Origin of the sequence: Lactobacillus kimbladii, from assembly GCF_014323605.1 — a bacterium.
Lineage (GTDB): Bacteria > Bacillota > Bacilli > Lactobacillales > Lactobacillaceae > Lactobacillus > Lactobacillus kimbladii_B.
Genome location: NZ_SCMB01000003.1, coordinates 220025 through 241436 on the forward strand (window position 1 = coordinate 220025; position 21412 = coordinate 241436).

At 36.9% G+C, this 21412-nt stretch carries 20 protein-coding genes; 3 read left to right on the forward strand and 17 right to left on the reverse strand.

The genetic code is table 11. From position 1 onward, the window contains the following. Position 1: 1 nt before the first annotated feature. On the reverse strand, positions 2-1960 hold the full coding sequence (parE, locus tag ERK18_RS06190) for a DNA topoisomerase IV subunit B (protein ID WP_187154730.1): 1959 nt from the start codon (positions 1958-1960) through the stop codon (positions 2-4). Between the two features lie 96 nt (positions 1961-2056). Between parE and plsY the strand changes: the two genes are divergently transcribed. Then, complete coding sequence (gene plsY, locus ERK18_RS06195; protein ID WP_034979190.1) at positions 2057-2692, forward strand: glycerol-3-phosphate 1-O-acyltransferase PlsY; 636 nt, start codon at positions 2057-2059, stop codon at positions 2690-2692. 160 nt (positions 2693-2852) lie between these two features. Here the strand turns inward: plsY and ERK18_RS06200 are convergent, their stop codons facing one another. The 11 genes from ERK18_RS06200 to ERK18_RS06250 form a co-directional block, all read right to left on the reverse strand. Further along, positions 2853-3743, reverse strand: coding sequence for an aldose 1-epimerase family protein (locus tag ERK18_RS06200; protein WP_187154731.1), 891 nt, complete (start codon positions 3741-3743; stop codon positions 2853-2855). A gap of 18 nt (positions 3744-3761) precedes the next feature. Beyond that, on the reverse strand, positions 3762-5171 hold the full coding sequence (gene hslU / locus ERK18_RS06205) for an ATP-dependent protease ATPase subunit HslU (RefSeq protein WP_187154732.1): 1410 nt from the start codon (positions 5169-5171) through the stop codon (positions 3762-3764). A gap of 20 nt (positions 5172-5191) precedes the next feature. Beyond that, complete coding sequence (gene hslV, locus ERK18_RS06210; RefSeq protein ID WP_045928061.1) at positions 5192-5716, reverse strand: HslVU peptidase proteolytic subunit; 525 nt, start codon at positions 5714-5716, stop codon at positions 5192-5194. Continuing rightward, positions 5713-6642, reverse strand: a complete 930-nt coding sequence (gene xerC, locus ERK18_RS06215; protein WP_187154733.1) for a tyrosine recombinase XerC — start codon at positions 6640-6642, stop codon at positions 5713-5715. Before xerC ends, hslV begins: the two co-directional genes overlap by 4 nt. A gap of 1 nt (position 6643) precedes the next feature. Next, positions 6644-7960 carry a methylenetetrahydrofolate--tRNA-(uracil(54)-C(5))-methyltransferase (FADH(2)-oxidizing) TrmFO gene (gene trmFO / locus ERK18_RS06220; protein ID WP_187154734.1) on the reverse strand — a complete coding sequence of 439 codons (1317 nt, stop codon included), beginning with the start codon at positions 7958-7960 and terminating at the stop codon, positions 6644-6646. Between the two features lie 87 nt (positions 7961-8047). Further along, positions 8048-10159, reverse strand: a complete 2112-nt coding sequence (topA, locus tag ERK18_RS06225; RefSeq protein ID WP_187154735.1) for a type I DNA topoisomerase — start codon at positions 10157-10159, stop codon at positions 8048-8050. A gap of 59 nt (positions 10160-10218) precedes the next feature. Then, positions 10219-11070: a DNA-processing protein DprA gene (gene dprA, locus ERK18_RS06230; RefSeq protein WP_045928057.1), complete on the reverse strand. Its 852-nt coding sequence runs from the start codon at positions 11068-11070 to the stop codon at positions 10219-10221. Positions 11071-11114: 44 nt separating this feature from the next. Then, positions 11115-11870, reverse strand: coding sequence for a ribonuclease HII (locus ERK18_RS06235; protein WP_045928056.1), 756 nt, complete (start codon positions 11868-11870; stop codon positions 11115-11117). Next, positions 11867-12706, reverse strand: coding sequence for a ribosome biogenesis GTPase YlqF (ylqF, locus tag ERK18_RS06240; RefSeq protein ID WP_187154736.1), 840 nt, complete (start codon positions 12704-12706; stop codon positions 11867-11869). Before ylqF ends, ERK18_RS06235 begins: the two co-directional genes overlap by 4 nt. 51 nt (positions 12707-12757) lie before the next feature. Next, positions 12758-12988 carry a YozE family protein gene (locus ERK18_RS06245; protein WP_034979215.1) on the reverse strand — a complete coding sequence of 77 codons (231 nt, stop codon included), beginning with the start codon at positions 12986-12988 and terminating at the stop codon, positions 12758-12760. A 3-nt stretch (positions 12989-12991) separates the two neighbouring features. After that, positions 12992-13852 carry a DegV family protein gene (locus ERK18_RS06250; protein WP_187154737.1) on the reverse strand — a complete coding sequence of 287 codons (861 nt, stop codon included), beginning with the start codon at positions 13850-13852 and terminating at the stop codon, positions 12992-12994. A gap of 120 nt (positions 13853-13972) precedes the next feature. On the opposite strand from ERK18_RS06250, the gene trhA reads away from it, so the two are divergent. After that, on the forward strand, positions 13973-14638 hold the full coding sequence (gene trhA, locus ERK18_RS06255; RefSeq protein ID WP_187154738.1) for a PAQR family membrane homeostasis protein TrhA: 666 nt from the start codon (positions 13973-13975) through the stop codon (positions 14636-14638). Position 14639: 1 nt separating this feature from the next. Here trhA and ERK18_RS06260 read toward each other — a convergent pair whose 3' ends face one another. Next, complete coding sequence (locus tag ERK18_RS06260) at positions 14640-15839, reverse strand: CCA tRNA nucleotidyltransferase (protein ID WP_109586255.1); 1200 nt, start codon at positions 15837-15839, stop codon at positions 14640-14642. An 87-nt stretch (positions 15840-15926) separates the two neighbouring features. Between ERK18_RS06260 and ERK18_RS06265 the strand changes: the two genes are divergently transcribed. Beyond that, complete coding sequence (locus ERK18_RS06265) at positions 15927-16814, forward strand: YitT family protein (protein WP_187154739.1); 888 nt, start codon at positions 15927-15929, stop codon at positions 16812-16814. Between the two features lie 147 nt (positions 16815-16961). On the opposite strand, the gene ERK18_RS06270 is transcribed toward ERK18_RS06265, so the two are convergent. The 4 genes from ERK18_RS06270 to rpsA all read right to left on the reverse strand — a co-directional run bounded on the left by ERK18_RS06270 (position 16962) and on the right by rpsA (position 21371). Next, positions 16962-18215: a tetratricopeptide repeat protein gene (locus ERK18_RS06270; protein ID WP_187154740.1), complete on the reverse strand. Its 1254-nt coding sequence runs from the start codon at positions 18213-18215 to the stop codon at positions 16962-16964. Positions 18216-18335: 120 nt separating this feature from the next. Beyond that, on the reverse strand, positions 18336-18611 hold the full coding sequence (locus ERK18_RS06275) for an HU family DNA-binding protein (RefSeq protein ID WP_034979230.1): 276 nt from the start codon (positions 18609-18611) through the stop codon (positions 18336-18338). A 184-nt stretch (positions 18612-18795) separates the two neighbouring features. Continuing rightward, complete coding sequence (gene der / locus ERK18_RS06280) at positions 18796-20106, reverse strand: ribosome biogenesis GTPase Der (protein ID WP_187154741.1); 1311 nt, start codon at positions 20104-20106, stop codon at positions 18796-18798. A 59-nt stretch (positions 20107-20165) separates the two neighbouring features. Next, on the reverse strand, positions 20166-21371 hold the full coding sequence (gene rpsA / locus ERK18_RS06285) for a 30S ribosomal protein S1 (RefSeq protein WP_187154742.1): 1206 nt from the start codon (positions 21369-21371) through the stop codon (positions 20166-20168). Positions 21372-21412: the final 41 nt, after the last annotated feature.

Here is a 21412-nt window from a genome sequence, read left to right on the forward strand (position 1 = left end):
TTTATTCATTTTCTTCTTCCAGGATTGAAACATTATCCCCTAATCTGAACTTAACGTTTTCTTCAATCCACTTTCGCCTTGCACCTGCTTTGTCACCCATTAGTGTAGTCACACGGCGCTCAGCCAAGGCAGCATCGTCAATTTTTACCCGAATAAGCAGCCTTGTTTCTGGATCCATTGTTGTTCGCCACAACTGTTCAGCATTCATCTCTCCCAGACCTTTGAACCGTTGTAAAGCATAACCACGACCCATTTTCTTTTCATCGGCAGCAAGTTCTTCATCAGTCCAAGAGTACTTTACCTGAGCCTTTTTGCCGCGACCTTTTTGCAAGCGATAAAGAGGAGGTAAAGCGATATAAACTTTACCGTGTTCAATCATTGGCCTCATATAACGATAGAAAAAGGTTAATAACAAAATCTGAATATGGGCACCATCATCATCGGCATCCGTCATGATGATTACTTTATCGTAATTTGAATCTTCTACTTTAAATTCAGCACCTACTCCAGCACCAATGGTGTAAATCATGGTGTTAATTTCTTCATTTTTAAATATGTCCTGCAATTTTGCTTTTTGGGTGTTTAAAACTTTTCCCCGTAAAGGTAATATTGCCTGGAACTTACGATCTCGTCCCTGCTTTGCGGAACCACCAGCAGAGTCCCCCTCAACCAGAAAAAGTTCATTCTTTTTTGGATTACGAGACTGTGCCGGTGTTAGTTTACCAGACAGGACTTCTTTTTTATGACGTTTTTTGCCATTTCTACTCTCGTTACGAGCCTTTTTCGCAGCTTCACGAGCATCCCTTGCTCTTTGTGCTTTTTTCACCAGCTCTTGTGCCAGTTCACCTTTTTCCATTAGGTAATATGACATTTTTTCATAAACAATTGCATCAACAACTGATCTAGCTTGAGGAGTTCCTAGTTTGCCCTTGGTCTGGCCTTCAAACTCTAATAACTCTTCTGGAATTTTAACGGATAAAACAGCGCTTAAACCTTCACGGTAATCAGAGCCATCAATATTTTTGTCTTTCTTACCTAACAGTCCTTGTTTTTTGGCATAATCATTAAAAGCACGAGTAAAGCCACTTCGTGCACCTACTTCATGACTGCCACCATCTGATGTACGCACATTATTTACAAAAGAAACCAAGTTTTCGGAATAACTGTCACTATATTGTCCGCTAAACTCAACCTCAATTTCGTCCTGTTTACCGGAAAAATAAAAAATATCGCTTAAAGTATCTTTACCTTCATTCAGATAGGAGACAAAAGCTTTAATACCATCATCATATTTAAAATCATCATGATGTTGGGGATCACGCTCATCTACTAAGACAAAGCGCACACCTTTAAGCAAAAAAGCCGACTCACGTATGCGTTCCTGAATAGTTTCATATTTATATTTAATAGTCGAAAAAATTTTTTCATCTGGTTTAAAAGTAATGGTGGTACCAGTAGGTTCCATAGTTTTACCTAAGCGCTTCAATGTGCCAACGGGATGACCGCCATCTTTAAACTCTTCTTCGTATGCAATTCCATCCCGTATAACTTTAACATCCATATAACTGGAAAGAGCATTAACGACAGAGGAACCTACTCCATGAAGTCCGCCGGAAGTTTTATAATTTTGCTCGGTAAATTTACCACCAGCATGCAAGACAGTCAGGATAACTTCAATTGTAGGCTTACCAGATTTATGCATGCCTGTAGGCATCCCACGACCAAAATCACGTACCGTCACACTGTTATCTTTATGAATCGTTACGTCAATTTCTTTACCAAATCCAGCCATTGCCTCATCTACTGAATTATCTACGATTTCATAGATAAGCTGATTAAGACCATGAACATCAGTTGATCCAATATACATACCTGGCCTTTTCCGCACAGCTTCCAGACCATGAAGAATCTGAATTGATGAGTCATCATAAGAATTTGTTTTTTTACTTGTTTTAGTCAAATAGACTCCTCCAGTTAAAAATCATTTATTATTTTAATCCTCATACTTTGTAAACTCTGATAAAATAGCATTAGACTTTAAGAGAGCAGGATATACATGATAAATTTAAATTTAATTCTGATATTTATTCTAGCATATTTAATAGGTTCGTTTCCTACTGGCGTGATCGTCGGCAAGGTGTTTTTTGCAGAAGATATTAGAAATTATGGCTCTGGCAATATCGGAACCACTAACTCTTTTCGCGTTTTTGGACCACTGGCAGGTAGTCTGGTTTTGATTGTTGATGTCCTCAAGGGAACGTTAGCCACAAATTTGCCTAGAATTTTTCATATCAATGCCCCTAAATATTTTTTGTTAATTTCAGGGGGATTAGCCATCCTGGGACACACATGTTCCATCTTTCTAAAATTTAAAGGTGGTAAAGCTGTAGCAACCAGTGCGGGACTTTTCTTGGGCTATAACCTAAAATTCTTTGGCGTCTGTGCTCTCATTTTCTTACCATTGGTTTTTATCACGTCTTATGTCAGTCTGTCCAGTTTAATTGCAGTTGTCTTAATATTTATTGTAACTTTTTTCTTTCACGATATTTATCTTGAAATTATCGTGGGCTGCATCATGATTATCCTATTTATTCGTCACAGAAGCAATATTAAACGATTATTGCACCATCAAGAGAATATCATTCCCTTTGGTTTATGGTACTGGTATAAGAAAAGACATCATAAATTATGATTGTATATCAAATAAGTATGGCTAGCGAGTTTAGCTAGCTATTTTATTATAGACATAAGAACATTAGTTCGCAAGAAGGTTTTTTCTTGAGTTAATAGGGAACTGTAAAAAAAGAAAGCCTTGAGGCTTTCTTTTCAACCTAAATAATTTATTTTTATACTCATTCATCTTGATCATGAAAGGCCATACTAAAACCAGCCGTAAAAGTGCCACCAGCTTCAATGTGATTCATGCCGTATTTTTCTTCTAATTTTTGATTAGTATCAGTGCGATCAGCTATGCCCCACCAGGGTTCAATACAGACATAATCTGCAGACTTAGGATATTGTGACCACACGCCTACAAAGGGAGCATCCCTTAACCAAACATTTACATGAAAATTATTGGCATCTGTTCTTAAAGATACTCGGTTGTCGTGTCCACGCATTTGAAAAATCAAAGCATCATCTTTAAACAGATGATCACTTAGGGTAATCAAACTATTAGTTGAGGCCAGAGATCGATTAGGCCAGTCTAAAAATGCTCCTTTAAGAGGAATACGAACGCGCGCACGAGAAGGCTTAGTACTGAAGTAAAAATCTTCCTTAGACAAAGTCTTGCTTGTGGGAATGTTAAAGCCGGGATGTCCACCAATGCCAAAAATCATTTCACCATCTGACTTATTAATGACAGAAAAATTTTCTTCCAGCAGATTATTAAGCAAGTTATAGTTCACACGCAATTCAAATTTGAACGGATAAACCTCTCGGGTTTTTGCAGAATCCGTTAGCAAAAAAGTGATGCTTTCGCCCGTATGTCGCTCAACTTTAAACTCTGAATCTCGTGCAAAACCATGTTGAGTTAAGTGGTAGGTTTTGCCCTGATAAGTATATTCATCATTTTTAAGTTTCCCCACAATGGGAAAAAGTACGGGAGCATGCCTTTTCCAAACTTCAGGATCAGCCTGCCAAATATATTCGTATCCGCTATGTAAACTTTTCACACTTTGCACTTCAGCACCCTTACTGGCAATTTTGACCTGTAAGATGCTATTTTTAATAGTGTAATTCATGCTTAATCATCACCTTTGTTAAAGAATGAACTTAGTTAAATCTTTATTTGTTATTATATCACTAAGTTTTTCGTTAACATATGCCTCAGTCACTGTAATTTCGCCCATGGACATATCTGGGCCTTCATACAAAACATCTTCCAGCAACTTCTCAAGAATTGTTGACAATCTTCTGGCACCAATATTGTCAGTTCCCTGGTTTACGTCATAAGCAATTTGAGCAATCCGATCAACTGCTTCTTGTGTAAAGACTAATTTGATTCCGTCAGCTTTCATCAAGGCAACATATTGCTCTAAAAGTGAATCTTCAGGATCCTTGAGAATTTTAACAAAATCGTCTTTGGATAAGGCATTAAGTTCAACCCTAATTGGAAAACGGCCTTGCAATTCAGGAATTAAATCACTTGGTTTGGATTCAGAAAATGCTCCAGCAGCAATAAAGAGTATGTGATCAGTTGCTACAGGACCATATTTAGTTTGAACAGTAGAGCCTTCAACAATTGGCAAAATATCTCTTTGCACACCCTCACGTGATACCTCACCGGAAGTTTTCTTATTGCCAGCAGTAATTTTATCAATTTCATCAATAAAAATAATGCCGTTATTAGCTGTACGCTCAATAGCTTTTTGATAAAGGGAGTCATAATCAATCATCTTACGGGATTCTTGCTGAATTAAGACTTCACGGGCATCTTTAACTGCTAAAGTACGTTTAATTTTCTTTTTAGGAACCAAATCGTTAAGCATTGAGCTCATATCAATTCCCATTTGTCCCATCATGTCACCCATAGGATTGACTTTAGGCGCTTGTTCAACTTCGATAGTGACCTCCCGATTTTCAAGCAAGCCCTTATTTAACTGCTCTGACACAGTAAGACGCTGATTACGGACATCATCAGTTATTTCTTCTTGGTCTGCGGCAGAAGACTGATCATTGTTCTGACCCCCTGCCATGATCATTGACATCATATCTTGCCATTCCTGCATCTGATTTTTTCTTTTATCTTTTTTTACTCCAGGAACAAGCAAACGTACTAAAATTTTGTTGGCCTTTTTAGTTGCCTGAGGGCGAACACGATCAAATTGATCCTTTTCTTCCATGCGCACTGCTTCATTTACTAAATCGCGCACCATTGACTCAACATCACGACCGACATAACCAACTTCAGTAAATTTTGTAGCTTCTACTTTGACAAACGGCGCATTAACAATCGCTGCTAATCTTCTGGCAATTTCTGTTTTACCAACGCCCGTGGGCCCCGCCATTAAGAGGTTCTTAGGTGTGATATCTTCCTGCATTTTCTTGGGTAGCTGCATTCTGCGATAACGATTATAAAGAGCAACAGCAACTGCCTTTTTAGCTTCATCTTGGCCTATAATGTATTCATTAAGTAAATTAACAATTTGCTTTGGTGTTTTTGTTTCCATATTATTTATCTGCCTCGTTTTTACAATTCGTCAGTTATAATCTGATTATCAGTAAAGATATCAATTCCAGAAGCAATTTCAACAGCCTCATGAGCAATTTCACTGGCACTCATATTGGACGAATGTCTAGTCATTGCGATGGCGGCAGCCTGAGCAAAGTTGCCACCAGAACCAATCGCAACCACATTTTCATCTGGTTCGAGCACTTCACCATTGCCGGAAATTAATAAAAGATCTTTTTCGTTAAAAGCAATGAGCATGGCCTCCAGCTTTTGCAAGGTTGCGTCTTTACGCCATGCTTGTGCCATTTCCACAGCAGCTCTGCGTAAATCACCTCCAAAAGCTTCTAATTTGCCTTCAAGCATGTCTTGCAAACTGACGGCATCGGCTACGCCACCAGCAAAGCCAATTACAACTTGATCGTGATAAATTCGTCTAATCTTTTTAGCGGTAGACTTTGCAATTACTTTTTCACCCAGAGTTACCTGTCCATCGCCAGCAATTGCAGTTTTACCATTAAATTTTACTGAACATATTGTTGTCATTTTTTTGCCTCATCTTTCTTATCATTGCGAGTGAAGTATTTTTCATAATTTGCCTGTAAGTGGCTCATAGTCACGTGAGTATATATTTGTGTGGTAGATAAATTGTCATGACCCAAAAGTTCCTGTACACTGCGTAAATCTGCGCCGTTATTCAACATTGCCGTAGCAAATGAATGTCGCAATTCGTGCGGGTGTACCTTACCATTAATGCCAGCCTTATTAAAAACCCTTTGCATAATATACTCGATGCCACGATCCGTTAATGGTTTGCCTTTATTATTTAAAAAGACATAATCTGAACTGCCATCACCTTTTACAAGTTGATCGCGACCATTTTCCAAATAATTAACTAACGCGGCTTTAGTTTTATCATCAAACGCAACGTATCTGTCTTTATTACCTTTACCGTGTACCAGAATTATCTTTAAATCTAAATCTACTTGCTTTCTTGTTAAGTTGCTTACTTCGCTAACCCTCATCCCAGTAGTATAAAACAATTCAATTAATGCTAAATTACGTAGAGTCAAGGGTTCATTTCCACTTAAAGAGTCAAATACTTGTTTCATTTCTGGTGCATAAAAAAACTGGGGTAACTTTCGTTCTTTAGTGCGCAAAACAATTGTTTGCGCTGGATCTATTTTAACAATTTTTCGTCTAGTTAAAAAGTGATAAAACGACCTGAGGCTAGACATTTTACGCGACTGCGTCGAACGCGCTAATTTGCGTTCTGTTAAGTTTTGTAAAAAAATTTCAACATCACGTCTATTTATTTTTGACCAACCATTAAAGCCGCCATTTTCCTGCCAAAATTTTTTTGCTTCCAGCAAATCCGTTTGATAAGACATTATTGTTTTGGGACTATATTGACGTTCAATACGCAAATATGAGGTAAACAGCTTTATCAGTTTGTCTTTTCCAGCATCCATCTTAATGCAGCACTCCCTGTTGAAATTCCTTAAGACATTCTAGACCACGCTGGCTGATTTTTAAGTGGCGCTCTTTCTTGTTGCGCACTTTGGAACCTTCAAGTCCCGGAATTAATGCAAAACTGGCATTCATAGGTTGAAAATGCTTGATGTCAGCAGTAGTTACGTAATTAGCCATTGATCCTAAAGCTGTTAGTTTAGGAAAAGCAACCGGTTCTTGTCCACTTGCTCTTCTAGCAGCGTTAATCCCTGAAACCAGACCACTGCCAGCACTTTCAACATATCCTTCGACTCCAGTCACTTGTCCTGCAAAAAATAGACCTGGCTGCTTTTTTGCTTCATATGAGGCAGATAATACAGCTGGAGAAGCCATATACGTGTTGCGATGCATTTTGCCATATCTGATAAAACGGGCATGAGCCAAGCCAGGAATCATAGAAAAAACCCGTTTTTGTTCACCATACTTTAGGTGAGTCTGAAAGCCAACAATGTTATACATTGAGGCTACGGCATTATCTTGTCTAAGCTGAACAACTGCATAAGGAGTTTTTCCAGTAGCTGGATTTTCCAATCCTACAGGTTTAAGTGGACCAAAAAGCATAGTTTTCATACCTCTTTGAGCCATAACTTCAATCGGCATACAGCCCTCAAAAACGTCACTGTTTTCAAAGCTGTGAACTTCTGCAGTCTCCGCACTAACCAATTCCCGAGCAAATCTTTCATATTCTTCCTTTGTCATAGGACAATTTAGATATGCAGCTTCACCTTTGTCATAACGAGATTTTTTATAGACGATATCCATATCAATCGAATCAGCAGCAATTATAGGTGCCGCTGCATCAAAAAAATGCAGGCTTTCATTGCCTGAAAATTTTTGTATCTCTTCGGCCAGTTTATCACTAGTCAAGGGACCAGTAGCAATAATTGCAATACAATCTTGCGGAATCTGGGTAATTTCTTCAGTATGAAAATTAATATTTGGCAGAGCCAGCAGCTTGCTTGTGACATAATCACTGAACTGCTCTCTGTCAACTGCTAATGCTCCACCAGCAGGTACCTGGGAATGATCAGCAGCTGCCATAATAAGCGAATCAAGCTGACGCATTTCTTCTTTTAATAAACCTACAGCATTAGATAACTGATTTGAACGCATTGAGTTTGTGCACACCAATTCAGCCAGCTTGTCTGTTTTATGCGCCGGGGTCATTTTTTTAGGACGCATTTCGTAAAAATCGACAGCAATTCCACGCTTTGCTAGTTGCCAGGCTGCCTCACTTCCGGCCAGACCGCCTCCAATTACAGTTACTTTTTCTGGCATATGATCATATTCCTTTACTAAAATTATTTTACTTTATATACAAGAATATCATCAAATCATGACTGATCTGATGATATTAACATAAATTTAACTTTCTACAGTATCTTTTTCAGCACTTGTTTCTTCTTTATAATCGCCATTTGGACAAAGAACAACAGGTCCTTTTTTATTTCTTTTTTCAACTAGAAAATGACCACAGTTAGGACAATTTCGGTTAATAGGCTTGTCCCAAGAAACAAAGTCACAATCAGGGTAACGTGAACAGCCATAAAACTTGCGGTTACGCTTTGATTTTTTCTCAATCACGTCACCTTTGCCGCATTTCGGACAAATAACGCCAACCTTTTTTACAATTGCCTTTGTATTGCGACAATCTGGGAAACGTGAGCAGGCGTAAAATTTACCATAGCGTCCCATTTTAATAACCATCGGCGCACCACAGATATCACAATTGAAACCGGCAGGCTCATCTTTTATTTGCACCTTTTTGATATCAGCGTCAGCTTTATCCAGCTCTTTTTTAAAGGGATGATAATAATCATCAATTACTTTGACCCAATCTTTCTTGCCCTCTTCAATTCCGTCAAGATCATTTTCCAGTTGCGCTGTAAAGTCGATGTTGACAATATCAGGGAAAAATTTTTCGATCAAATTATCGACAATCTCGCCTAGCTCTGTGGGAACGATAGATTTACCATCTAATTTAACGTAGTAGCGTCGCTGGATAGTATCAATTGTCGGTGCATAGGTTGAAGGACGACCAACACCATTTTCTTCTAATGAATGAACTAAGCTGGCCTCTGTGTATCTGGCAGGTGGCATAGTGAAATGCTGCTTATTATCAGACTTGGCTAACTTAACTTTATCTCCCTCGTTTAATTCAGGTAATTCAACATTTTTTTCCTGTTGATTATCATAAACTTTGGTAAAGCCGGCAAATTTCATTTTCGAGCCCGTAGTTCTGAATATTACCCCATTTTGCGTAATATCAGCTCTTACTGTGTCATAAACAGCTGGAGTCATCTCACTGGCTAAAAATCTGGACCAAATCAATTTATACAAACGATATTGTTCAGTAGTTAAAACAGATTTGAGAGACTCTGGAGTTCGATAAACACTGGTTGGCCTGATAGCTTCATGGGCATCTTGAGCATCCTCTTGGTTTTTGAAATGGCGTGCTCCTTTAGCGGCATATTCTTTGCCATAATTTTCATTTAAAAACTTAGAGGCTTCCGCCTGTGCAATTGGGGATGTCCGTTTAGAATCAGTTCTCATATAGGTAATCAAACCGACTGTACCCTGTTTACCCAGGCTAATGCCTTCATAAAGCTGCTGGGCAATGCTCATTGTTCTTCTGGTACGATAATTCAGACGTTTATTTGCTTCCTGTTGCATTGTCGAAGTTGTAAAGGGAGCGGCAGGCTGACGTCGACGCTCACGTTTAACAACATTTGCGACTTGAAAGTTTTTCTTTTTATCAATTTTAGCCAAAACTTTTTTGACAGAATCATTATCAGGTAAATCAGTTTTTTTGCCGTTAATACCCCAAAACTGACCATTAAAAGTCTTTCTTAATTTTTTGAATTCTGCATCAATAGTCCAATATTCCTGTGGCTTAAAGTTCTTGATTTCCTTTTCACGATCAATTACCAGCTTTAATGCGACTGACTGAACACGTCCAGCACTCAATCCCTTTTTGACTTTTTCCCACAAAATAGGAGATAGTGAATAGCCAACAATTCTGTCCAGAATACGGCGAGCTTGTTGAGCATTGACAGTGTCCATATCAATTGTTCTCGGATTTTTAAAGCTATTTTTGACAGCGTCCTTGGTTACCTCATTAAATGTGACCCGATTTTTGTCTTTTTGATCCAAGTCAAGTACATGAGCAACATGCCACGCAATTGCTTCACCTTCACGATCCGGGTCAGACGCTAAATATACATTCTTGGCTTTTTTAGCTTCAGACTTTAGTTCCTTAATAGTATCGCCCTTACCTCTAATAGAAATATATTTTGGCTTATAGTTATTGTCAAAATCGATTCCCATTTGTGACTTGGGCAAGTCACGAATATGACCTTTTGAAGCAATTACACGATAATTACGTCCTAAATATTTTTCAATTGTTTTAGCCTTAGCCGGAGACTCAACTATTACTAGTGTCTTCTTACGTTTCTTTGGCTTAGATTTAGTAGGCATCAAAAGCCTCCTCATTAAATTCTTTTTTAAATACTCATTGAGAATAGAATATTTAACTACTAATTGTCAAATCTTTCAAGTCGCAAATCAAAATCAGTGATTGGATATGCACCTGCTTGAATAAGTTCATTGGGTCCTTGAGACAGCTCACTGGTAATTGGACCAGGTAAAGCGTAAATATCACGATTCTCTTGTAAAGCTAAGTTTGCTGTAATCAGAGAACCTGACTTCTGCTTTGCCTCAGTAACAATTACACTTTCAGCTATCCCAGCCAAAATTCTGTTTCGTTGGGGAAATCTATAAGGTCTTGGTGGAGTGTCAGGTAGATATTCACTCACTAGTAAACCTTTTTGAGCAATTTCTTCCTGCACCTGCTGATTTATCGAAGGATAAAAATAATTTAAACCATTACCCACCACTGCAATTGTTTGTCCATTAAATTTCAGTGCTGCGTTATGTGCCATAACATCGACACCCTTAGCCAATCCACTGGCAATAATAAAGTCATCTTTTATTAAATTGGGCACAATTTTATTCAAAACTAAGCCACTGTAACCAGTGGCTTGACGTGAACCAACAATTGTAACAATTCTTTTCTGAAGTAAATTCAAATTTCCTTGTAAAAACAAAATTAAAGGTGGCTGATATATTTGACGTAGTTTTTCGGGATATTCTTTATCAAAAAAACTGATAACCTGACATTGTTTTTCTATTCTTCTGATCATTTTATCCGCATAAATATCATTATAAGCATTTAGACAGACTTTTATCAAATTACTTGTCAAATTTAAGTTTTTAATAGTCTGAATGTCAACATCAGCAACTTTTAACTGGCTCGCAACACGTAACATCTTAACATATCCGATGCCTTTTTGTAATTTCAAGCGCAAGAGAAAATTGGTAGTCTTCATAAAAAACCTCCTAAATACAAATACGTAAAAAGGAGGCATATTTTTTATTTATAAAAAGAATTCACTGGTGCAAAAGTTTTACGATGAATTGGCGTTGGACCAAATTTTTCAAGTGCTTGAAGATGAGCCTGAGTGCCATAGCCAGCATTTTCATCAAAATGATATTCAGGGTAAATTTTGGCGTAGTCAGCCATCAATTTATCCCTGAATACTTTGGCAACAATGGAAGCAGCAGCAATAGAATTGGATTTTGAGTCGCCCTTTATTAACCGAACCTGCGGCAATTTAACCGGTACTTGCATAGCATCAACCAGCAAAGCATCAGGTTTGACGTCTAAATTCATTACAGCTTCAGCCATTGCTAAACGGTCTGCTTCATAAATATTTATTTCATCAATTACTTGCGAGCTTTTTATGCCAACTGCCACACTAACAGCTTCCTTTAAAATTAAAGGGTATAATTCCAAGCGGCGACTGGCACTTAATTTCTTAGAATCATTAACATCTGTCAAATCAAAATTGTCATCAATAATTACAGCAGCTGTCACAACAGGACCAGCTAATGGTCCTCTGCCAACTTCATCTACCCCTGCAACGATCTCCTGTTTGGCCCAAAAAGTTTTCTCATAGGCAAACCTTTTTGTGAATGCAGCCTTTTTCTTGGCTAATTTTTGCTGGCGATTATGATAACTAAGTAAGAGCTTTTGAACGCCTACACGAGTATCGTTTTCTAAAATACTCAAATCTTCTGGGTTGACCGGGCCTTTTGAAAGAAATTTTTTTATTTCACCAATTGTCATATCCGATCCAAAGTAACCCTTCCTATTTTTCCTTTACGTAAACGCTGCAGTAGGTACATAGAGAAACGATCATAATCGTCACGCATGCCATATTCTTCCGTTAGTGCCAGTAACAGATCAGTATCATTAATGTTTTGAATTTCTTCTTTGGAAGTTCTAGCAAATTTGATTAAATCATTCAAATAGTGCTTGCGTAACTTTGCTAATAAAAATAAAGCAACATCATCAGCGCTAAAAATAGTATCCTTAATCGCCCCAAGTGCGGCAAGCTTTAATCCAACTGTTTGATCCTCAAATTTAGGCCACAAAATGCCAGGTGTATCTAAAATTTGAATATTATCCGCAGTTTTGAGCCAATTTTGCCCCTTGGTTACTCCCGGTTTATTACCAACCTGAGTGACATTGCGACCAACAAGACGATTAATAATTGTGGACTTGCCGCAATTGGGGATACCAGCAATTGCAACTCTGATAACAGGGCTTGATGCACCTTTTTGTTGTAATTTTTCAATTTTCGCTGCAGCAGCTTTTTTGATCATCTTCACGAGCACTTGCATATTGGTATTATGAAGAGAATCCAGAGCCATCACAAACTTTCCTTTAGTGGTAAACTTTTTCTGCCACCTTTTAGTCATCACTGGATCTGCCAAATCAGCTTTATTTAGAATAATCAAATGTGGTTTACTACCTACAAGTTTTTCGATCATTGGGTTACGTGATGATTGAGGAATTCGTGCATCTAAAACTTCTACAATGACATCAATTAAATTCATTTTATCTTCAAGTTGATTCCGAGCTTTATTCATATGCCCTGGATACCACTGAATATTAACCATTTTTTGCCTTTCTTACGCGAAAAGGGCTCCATAGCAATTAGGAGCCCTAATTTAATACGTCATTTTTTCACGATACATTTGATATGCTTTATCAAAAATGCTCATGCTTGGTAAATAACCACCATTAAGCTCAAGATAATCAGATAATTTTTCATAATTTTGCTCTTGCTTGGGAAAAGTCTGATCATTTTGTGCATTATTTGCAAACTGCGCAACTTCATCATTTGAATCAGCATTACGCTGTGTCATTAAATAGCGATAAAAGCTTTCTCTATATGCCAATTTTTACTCCGTGTAATACAAAACTGCGTATGCTCCCATCCCTGCATGCGTTGCAATAATAGGACTGGTTTCTCGCACTAAAACATCAATTTTAGAATTAATATCTTTAATTTTTTGGGCAAAATCGAGTAGCTTTTGCGGTGTGCTTTCCGTTGCAACATATGAGATGCCGACTTCCTTGATTTTTTCTTTGTTGGCCTCAATTTCATCTAAAATGCGTTTATCAAAAGCTAAAGAAAACTTCTTGCCTCTTCCTTTTTTTGCAATTTTCAAATGACCATTCGGCATTTGCAATTCAATGTGTATATTAAGCATGTTGACAATTTTACCAGCTAAAGGACCTAACCGTCCACCTTTAACCACATTTTCTAAATTGACAATAAGTAAATGCAAACGCTGAGTTTTTTTAATTTTTTCAATATGAGCCAAAATTTCAGGAATACTTTTGCCAGCGGCAATATCTCGCGCAGCTGCCAAAACCTGAAATCCTTCAGAACGATCAGTTAATTCAGAGTCAACTATATGTACCAGATCTGATTTACCAGTTAGCTTAACTGCCTGACGAGCTGCATCAATTGTGCCGCTTAATACCTTCGCCAAAAATATGCCAATGACTTCGCTACCATCTTTAGTTAATTCATTAATCGTATCAACCATGGTTCCGATAGGTGGTTGGCTCGTAGTTGGCAACTTTTTAGATTCACTCATTTTTTGGACAAATTGCTGTCTGGTTATTTCCACTCCGTCAAGATAAGTATCACCATCGATTGTGACCGATAAAGGCACAACGGTTATATGATATTTTTTAATTTCCTCCGGCGTTAACTGCGCGGAAGAATCAGTCAAAATTTTTATTTCTGACAACGTACTCGCCCTCAATTCTGATTTGATGTTCTCATTTATGATAGAATGTGAACTGTATTAATTATAATTATTATAGCAAAAAAACTAGCAAAAAAAAGAAAGCGAACAAACTGTTTCATTATGAAATTGCAAAAAATCTGGCAAGAACCTGAACAAAGATCCAAAACTTATTACATAGTAGATAATATCCTCAGTGCTGTCACGCATGGAATTGGTTTTTGCCTGGCAGTTGCCGGATTAGTACTTTTAATTATCAAAGCCGTTTCAACACATAGTCTATTAAGAATAGTTACTTTCACTATTTATGGCTCTTGTTTGCTTCTGCTTTATCTTTTCTCTACACTTTTCCATAGTCTCATCTTCACTCGAGCTCGCAATGTTTTTCAAATTTTTGATCATTCATCAATTTTTCTGCTAATTGCAGGATCATATACTCCCTTTTCCCTTGTAGCAATAGGTGGCAAATGGGGCATAATGTTATTTACTCTGGTTTGGATAATTGCGATATTTGGCATCATCTACTACATTTTTAATCGTGGCAAACACGTTATATTAGACACTATTTTATACGTTGCTATGGGCTGGCTGGTAATTTTAGCAGGTAATCATTTGTATGTACGACTCAGCCCCATTGGGTTCTGGCTACTAGTTAGCGGAGGTGTAGCTTATACTGTTGGTGCACTATTCTACACAATGAAAAGGATTCCCTTTATTCATGTGATTTGGCACCTGTTTGTCATTTTAGGATCAACTTTAATGTTTTTTTCTGTTCTTCTTTACGTCTAGGTTAATTTATTTGCTGCAAATATTCCTGGATTTCATCTTCAGAATTATCTAACTCTCCTGCAATAACTTTTTGTTTAATTTGATTAAGAATTTGACCCAATTTTGGTCCAGGCTTTATGCCGTTTGCAATCAAGAATTGACCGTCAATAGCCAATTCTGACATTGACTTAATTGGCAAAGCTGTATAGCGATCAACCAATGCTTCGGAATTGACCGGCTGTCCTAAAATATGCGCCACGTCTATTGTGTTAAGCAAAATATCTTTACCGGCATTAAACAGCTCAAGATCAGAAGGCGATTTTTCAGAAATCAAATCAAACAGAGCCACAATTTTTCTGACTTTTTCTGTCATAGCATTTGAATTTTTCCAATCACGCATAAAGCGAGCTATTTGGTTATCTGAAATTTTTAGCAAAATAATAATTATAGACCAAAGACTGGTTTCCAAACTGGGGTTAAATTTTAACTTAGGATAAATTGCCAGTAAATCACTTTTACCAGCAAAATCAGGCACGCTTTCACTTAACTTAGTTTGTAAAAAGATTTTGAAGGCAGCTCGGGAATTTGTTCCAGTGCCCATCTTGACAAATTCATCACGGATTCTTTCGACAGAAATTTTGGACAGTAGTTGATGTAAATCACTTACTGCCTCTTTAGTTTGAGATTCAAGGTCAAAATTAAGCTGGCTCATGAAGCGGACCGCTCTCATCATCCGCAAAGCATCTTCATGAAATCTTTTCATGGGATCTCCTACGGCTTTAATAAGATGTTTTTGCAAATCCCCCAAGCCATTGAAAAGATCAATTATTTCCCCTGTTCTGTTCATTGCCAATGCATTGATAGTAAAATCACGTCTTTTTAAATCTTCAGCTAGATTTTGTACAAAAGTGACGTGATCCGGTCGGCGAAAGTCTTGATAACCCGATTCTGTTCTAAATGTGGTAATTTCATAACTAGCGCCATCATTTAAAACAGTAACAGTACCATGTTTAATTCCTGTATCAATAGTTTTTGGAAAAATTCTTTTTACTTCTGCGGGATATGCACTGGTAGCAATATCTATGTCGTGAATCGGTCTTTTTAAAATCAAATCACGAATCGATCCTCCTACAAAATATGCTTCATAACCAGCTTGCTCTAACTGCTTGAGCACGGGAAAAGCGGCTGTAAAAATTGGTGGTAAATTGTTTATTTTTATCATTATTATCTCAACTCATTTATCTGTGTTTTTATTTTTAATTTATGGTAATTTTAAAGTATCAATTTATATAAAGAAAGTTTTATTATCATGAAAAAGATTAACAAAAGAATTATTTTTGAACTTATAATGATCATGACTGGCTGTGGGATTTATGGCTTCAGCCTTGACGTGATCTCCGCACCAAATAGGCTTACAGATGGTGGCATTAGTGGCATTACTTTGCTTTTGAGACACTTCTGGGGCATTAACATGGGTTTATCGTCTTTGCTATTAAATATTCCATTGATAATTCTTGGATATCGTTTTATGGGTAAAAGACTTTTAGCCTATACTATCTGGGGAACTCTTTGGCTGTCATTTTTCTTGTGGTTCTGGCGCTTAACCCCTATTATATATCAATTGAACTTAGAACACGACCTCTTCCTATCTGCAATACTTGCTGGAACCCTTTCTGGTATAGGCTTGGGTTTAGTTTTTCGGTATAATGGCACTTCTGGTGGCACAGATATTATTGCCCGCATTATGCAAATGAAGTATGGCATGTCTTCTGGCAAAGTTTTATTGTTCTGCGACACGATTATTTTATTATCATCCTTATCATATTTAGACCTCAAGCATATTATGTATACTTTAGTAGCTGCATTTATTCTTTCTAAAGTTATGGATGCCGTCCAACAAGGAGCCTATTCTGCACGTGGTCTGCTTATTATCTCTGATAATTATCAACAAATTGCTAAAATGATAGATTTGAAATTAGATCGTGGTTTTACTTATCTTGAAGCTCGCGGTGGTTATAAAAAAACCAAACGACCTGTAATCTATCTTGTTGTTTCACCAAGAGAAATTCCATTAGTAAAAGAACTGATTGCTGCAGAAGATCCTCATGCTTTTGTTAGCGTCATTGAAGTCCATGAAGTCTTAGGAGAGGGTTTGACTTATAAACAAAAAAGCCATCACCTTCTGATTAGAAAATGATTCTTCACATCAAACTAATTTGGTGGGAACTGATAAAAACAACGGGCTAATAAATCTAAAATGATTTATTAGCCCGTTAAACTTATAAATAATAAAAATGAAGCATAAAAACTTTCTTTTTCATCAAAGTACATATTGTTTTAATCATTATAACAATTCATCATTCAATTCCTGTATCTCAGTATCCTCAGGTTCGAGTTTCAAATAAGAGTTTAATAATTCTTTGACGATATCTTTTGAGTTTGGCTCAGTATTGAAGAAACGAATCATTTGCTTTAAAAAAGCACTGTTATTTTTAAATTCAGGATAAGCCAGTAAAAATTCACTTTTGGCTTTTGCGCTCTGATCTAAATTTTGGTAAGAAAGAGCTAAATTCCAGTGAGCTTGAGCTTCCAGATCTTCATCGTCAACTTTGGCAAAAAGTGCAATATTTTCATCATTTTTATTTTCCTTAACATAAAGATTAGACAATTGTGTGCGTAAATCTAAACTTTCAGGAATATTTTTAATACCTTTTTTTAGCAAGTTTTCAGCAGTATTCAATTCGTTCAATTTAACTGCTGCCTGAGCACCCTTTTTGTACAAAACAGGATCTAACTCATTGTATGCAATACCTGCCTGAGCAGAACGTAATTCCTGCTCATTATTGTTTTTATGCTCGTAAGCTGTAGTAAGTAAACGGTATGCATTTACATAATCGGGACTCTGATCAATTACTTCATTCAAATATTTAATTGCCTGATCGTCTTTGTTCAATGCTAACATAACTAACGCAGCCTGATATTTACTATCAATGTCAAGAATGTCATTGCAATTTTTGGCAATAACTTCACCGGCCTCTTCATACCGTCCTAATTTTGCAAGGGTTTGAAAAAGACGATCGTTTAAATTGACTTCACTAAAAGTTTTATGTTGTTTTATCAAATCTTGATATCTGTTAAGAGCCTGTTCGTAGTTTCCACTAAGATAATCCAGTTCAGCCAAACCGAACTTTACGACATCCTCATCAGGGGCAATTTTTTCTGCCTCTAACAGCTTTTTATAGGCCGTTTCAATCAAACCATTTGTTTGATAATAATCAGCTTGAACTAATAAGCTGTCAAGATAAGAGGAAGAATCAGGAGCAATATTATAAAGCAAAGTAAGACCATCTTCATCTTTACCGTCATTTAATAAAATCTCTGCTAAATATATTTTGAAAATGTCCTCTCGGGGAAAACGAGCAATTAAACTGCGATATATTTCTTTTGCCAGATCTGAAAAACCCAATCCTACTAAATTTTCTGCCAATGAGGCTAATATTTCAGGCTTATCCTTTTCTAAAGCTTTTTCTAATAATATTTTTTCTTGAGAAAAGTCCTGCTGCTCAATTGCATCAAGAAGCTTTTCAGAGTAGCTCATTCTCATTCCCCCATTACTACTATCTATATTAGCCAACTGTGGCGATTAATCAGTTTAAATGATAACACACAAAAAGATGATGGCGAATTAGCCACCATCTTTTTAGATAAAACTATTAAGCTATTTAACAGCTTCTTTAAGAGCTTTACCGGGTCTAAATGCTGGTACAACACTTGCTGGAATTTGAATTTCTTTGCCAGTTTGTGGATTACGTCCTTTACGGGCTGCACGCTTACGCACTTCAAAAGTTCCAAAACCAATTAATTGTACTTTCTTACCTTTAGAAAGATCATCTTGGATAGAACTAAAAATTGCATCAACTGCTGCAGCTGCATCTTTTTTAGTTAATTTTGTCTTTGATGCAACTTCAGTGACTAATTCTGCCTTATTTGCCATTGGGAAATCACCTCCTGAAACTTGAATCTTATTTTAAGATTCCTAATTAATTCCTCAATTGAGAAACAAGGAATAAATGATTATTTAAATCACTATTTCCTTGATTTCAAAATAGCACAAAACCCCTGATACAACAAGCAATTTAAACTAAAAATGTGATTTTTATGTATTTGGTAGATACAAACTATTTTCTTTTTCGTGCAATTATCTTAATTGGGGTTCCGTCAAAATCAAAATTTTCACGTAGCTGATTGATCAAAAAGCGTTGATAAGAAAAGTGCATTAATTCTGGATCATTTACGAAAACTACAAATGTCGGCGGATTAATAGATACCTGGGTCATATAATAAACTCGTAATCTCTTGCCTTTAATCATTGGTGTTGGAACCAATTTACTTGCTTCTAATAATAAATCATTTAATACGCTAGACTTAATTCTTTGTTGTTGGTTTCGATAAACTTTTTGTACTAGCTTCGGAATCTTTTCTATATTTTGACCAGTTTTAGCAGAAACAAATAAGATTGGAGCATAGTCAAGATACTGAAATTCAGTTCGAATAGTTTGTTCAAAGTCCTTGCCGCTATTACTGGTTTTCCTTGGTAAATCCCATTTATTGACTAAAATAATGATGCCTCGTCCAGCATCATGAGCATATCCTGCAACATGTTTATCCTGTTCCCTAATGCCTGTACTTGCATCAAGTACCAAACATACAACATTAGAATGCTCAATGGCACCCATTGCTCTCATTACAGAATATTTTTCAGTTTTTTCGTAAACTTTTCCTCTACGCCTTATGCCAGCAGTATCTACAATTCTGAATTTTGTGCCATCCTGCGTTTTAAATGGAGTATCGACTGCATCTCGGGTAGTTCCTTCCTCGTTATTAACGATCACTCTTTTTTCGCCTACTAGACGATTAACAATTGAGGATTTACCTACATTTGGTCGACCAATAACACTAAATGATATTTGCTCATTATTATTCAAGCTTATGTCTTTGGGCAAGCTGGCCACTATTTGATCCAGCAAATCTCCAATACCTGTACCATGCACACTCGAAATCGGAATCGGATCACCAAAACCTAAACTATAAAAGTCATAAATGTCCATACGCTGTTCAGGATTATCTGCTTTGTTAACCGCTAAAATCACCGGTTTTTTTGTTTGATAAAGCATCTGAGCTATCCGTTCATCTAGATCAGTAACATGATTTGTAACATTAGTTAAAAATACGATGACGTCGGCTTCTTCAATTGCTATTTCTGCCTGTGCTCTGATTTCTTCTTCAATATTACTATCTTCCCAGGTAATTCCACCAGTATCTATTAAATCAAATTTATGACCTAACCACTCAGCTGGAGCATAATTACGATCTCTGGTAACCCCGGGTTTATCTTCCACTATTGCTAAACGTTGATTAATAATACGGTTGAAAAGCGTTGATTTACCAACATTAGGCTGTCCTACAATTGCAACTACAGGTAAAACCATTTTTCAGCCTCCTTTTACAAATAAAAAAACCGACTCTAAAGTCGGCTTTTTTATTAAATTTAATGACGATCCTTTAATTGATCACCAATGATGTCACCTAAAGCAAAGCCACTGTCATCATTATTCATATACTTCTTGTTAACTGAATTGTGATTGTAAGAATTATGTGAGCGATTTCCTTCACCATCAGAATTCTTAGGTTCAGCAGCTTTCATAGAAAGTGAAATGCGACGTTCATTAGGGTCAATATTTAAAACTTTGACTTTAACTTTTTGACCAACTTTTAAAACATCACTAGGCTTGTCTACGTGTTTATATGATATTTCTGAAACATGAACTAAACCTTGAATACCATCAGCAACTTCAACAAAAGCTCCGAAGTTAGTTAAAGACTTAACTTCACCTTCAAATACATCGCCTTCGTGTAAGTCAGCTGTAGCTTGTTCGAATGGAGAAGGTTCAGTTTGCTTAATGGAAAGGGAGATGCGATGTCTATCATCATCAATACCAATTACTTTAACTTTTACATCTTGACCTGCCTTTAAAATATCGCTTGGCTTGTCAACATGCTTATATGAAATCTCGGAGATGTGAACTAATCCGTCCACACCACCTACATCAACAAAAGCACCAAAGTTAGTCAGACGAGAAACCTTACCTTCAACAACGTCACCCACAACTAATTGTGATGCAACATTATCAAAAGCTTCTTCACGTTCTTCTTCAATTAAGTCTTTGTGAGAAAGGATTAAACGGTTCTTACTTGGATCAATCTCTGTAATCTTGAGTTTCATCGTTTTACCAATAAATGGCTTAAGGTCTGAAACATAACGATTTGAAATCAATGAAGCAGGTAGAAATCCTCTTGTACCCACATCAACTAATAAACCGCCACGAACTGAAGAAGTGACTGTACCTTCAATTGTCTTGCCTTCCTCAAAGTCCTTTTGCAATTCATCGTAAGCTTCTCTTTCCTTTAAGCGGGTAACTGAGAAGAAGAATTCTCCGTTTTCTTTGTCACCGCCAGCTTTTCTCAAAACCAAAGCTTTGAGCTTATCTCCAGGCTTAACTGCTTCACGTAGGTCAACGTTGCGATCCGAAGTGTATTCACGACGAGGAATTACACCTTCAATACCGGCATTTTCAACACCAACATCGATTTGACCTTCTTCAACGTCTAATACTTCAACATCTACAATATCTCCGACCTCAACTCCTTGCATTTGCTTTAATGCATCTAAAAATTGATTACTGTTTTCTGACATTATTTACCTCCCAATATCATACTCTAATTTTAAATGAAAGT

Excerpts from the sequence above, each read along its gene's own strand:
- plsY (WP_034979190.1), top strand. The coding sequence starts at position 2,057 with ATGATAAATTTAAATTTAATTCTGATATTTATTCTAGCATATTTAATA.
- ERK18_RS06200 (WP_187154731.1), bottom strand. The coding sequence starts at position 3,743 with ATGAATTACACTATTAAAAATAGCATCTTACAGGTCAAAATTGCCAGT.
- hslU (WP_187154732.1), bottom strand. The coding sequence starts at position 5,171 with ATGGAAACAAAAACACCAAAGCAAATTGTTAATTTACTTAATGAATAC.
- hslV (WP_045928061.1), bottom strand. The coding sequence starts at position 5,716 with ATGACAACAATATGTTCAGTAAAATTTAATGGTAAAACTGCAATTGCT.
- xerC (WP_187154733.1), bottom strand. The coding sequence starts at position 6,642 with ATGGATGCTGGAAAAGACAAACTGATAAAGCTGTTTACCTCATATTTG.
- trmFO (WP_187154734.1), bottom strand. The coding sequence starts at position 7,960 with ATGCCAGAAAAAGTAACTGTAATTGGAGGCGGTCTGGCCGGAAGTGAG.
- topA (WP_187154735.1), bottom strand. The coding sequence starts at position 10,159 with ATGCCTACTAAATCTAAGCCAAAGAAACGTAAGAAGACACTAGTAATA.
- dprA (WP_045928057.1), bottom strand. The coding sequence starts at position 11,070 with ATGAAGACTACCAATTTTCTCTTGCGCTTGAAATTACAAAAAGGCATC.
- ERK18_RS06235 (WP_045928056.1), bottom strand. The coding sequence starts at position 11,870 with ATGACAATTGGTGAAATAAAAAAATTTCTTTCAAAAGGCCCGGTCAAC.
- ylqF (WP_187154736.1), bottom strand. The coding sequence starts at position 12,706 with ATGGTTAATATTCAGTGGTATCCAGGGCATATGAATAAAGCTCGGAAT.
- trhA (WP_187154738.1), top strand. The coding sequence starts at position 13,973 with ATGAAATTGCAAAAAATCTGGCAAGAACCTGAACAAAGATCCAAAACT.
- ERK18_RS06260 (WP_109586255.1), bottom strand. The coding sequence starts at position 15,839 with ATGATAAAAATAAACAATTTACCACCAATTTTTACAGCCGCTTTTCCC.
- ERK18_RS06265 (WP_187154739.1), top strand. The coding sequence starts at position 15,927 with ATGAAAAAGATTAACAAAAGAATTATTTTTGAACTTATAATGATCATG.
- ERK18_RS06270 (WP_187154740.1), bottom strand. The coding sequence starts at position 18,215 with ATGAGCTACTCTGAAAAGCTTCTTGATGCAATTGAGCAGCAGGACTTT.
- ERK18_RS06275 (WP_034979230.1), bottom strand. The coding sequence starts at position 18,611 with ATGGCAAATAAGGCAGAATTAGTCACTGAAGTTGCATCAAAGACAAAA.
- der (WP_187154741.1), bottom strand. The coding sequence starts at position 20,106 with ATGGTTTTACCTGTAGTTGCAATTGTAGGACAGCCTAATGTTGGTAAA.
- rpsA (WP_187154742.1), bottom strand. The coding sequence starts at position 21,371 with ATGTCAGAAAACAGTAATCAATTTTTAGATGCATTAAAGCAAATGCAA.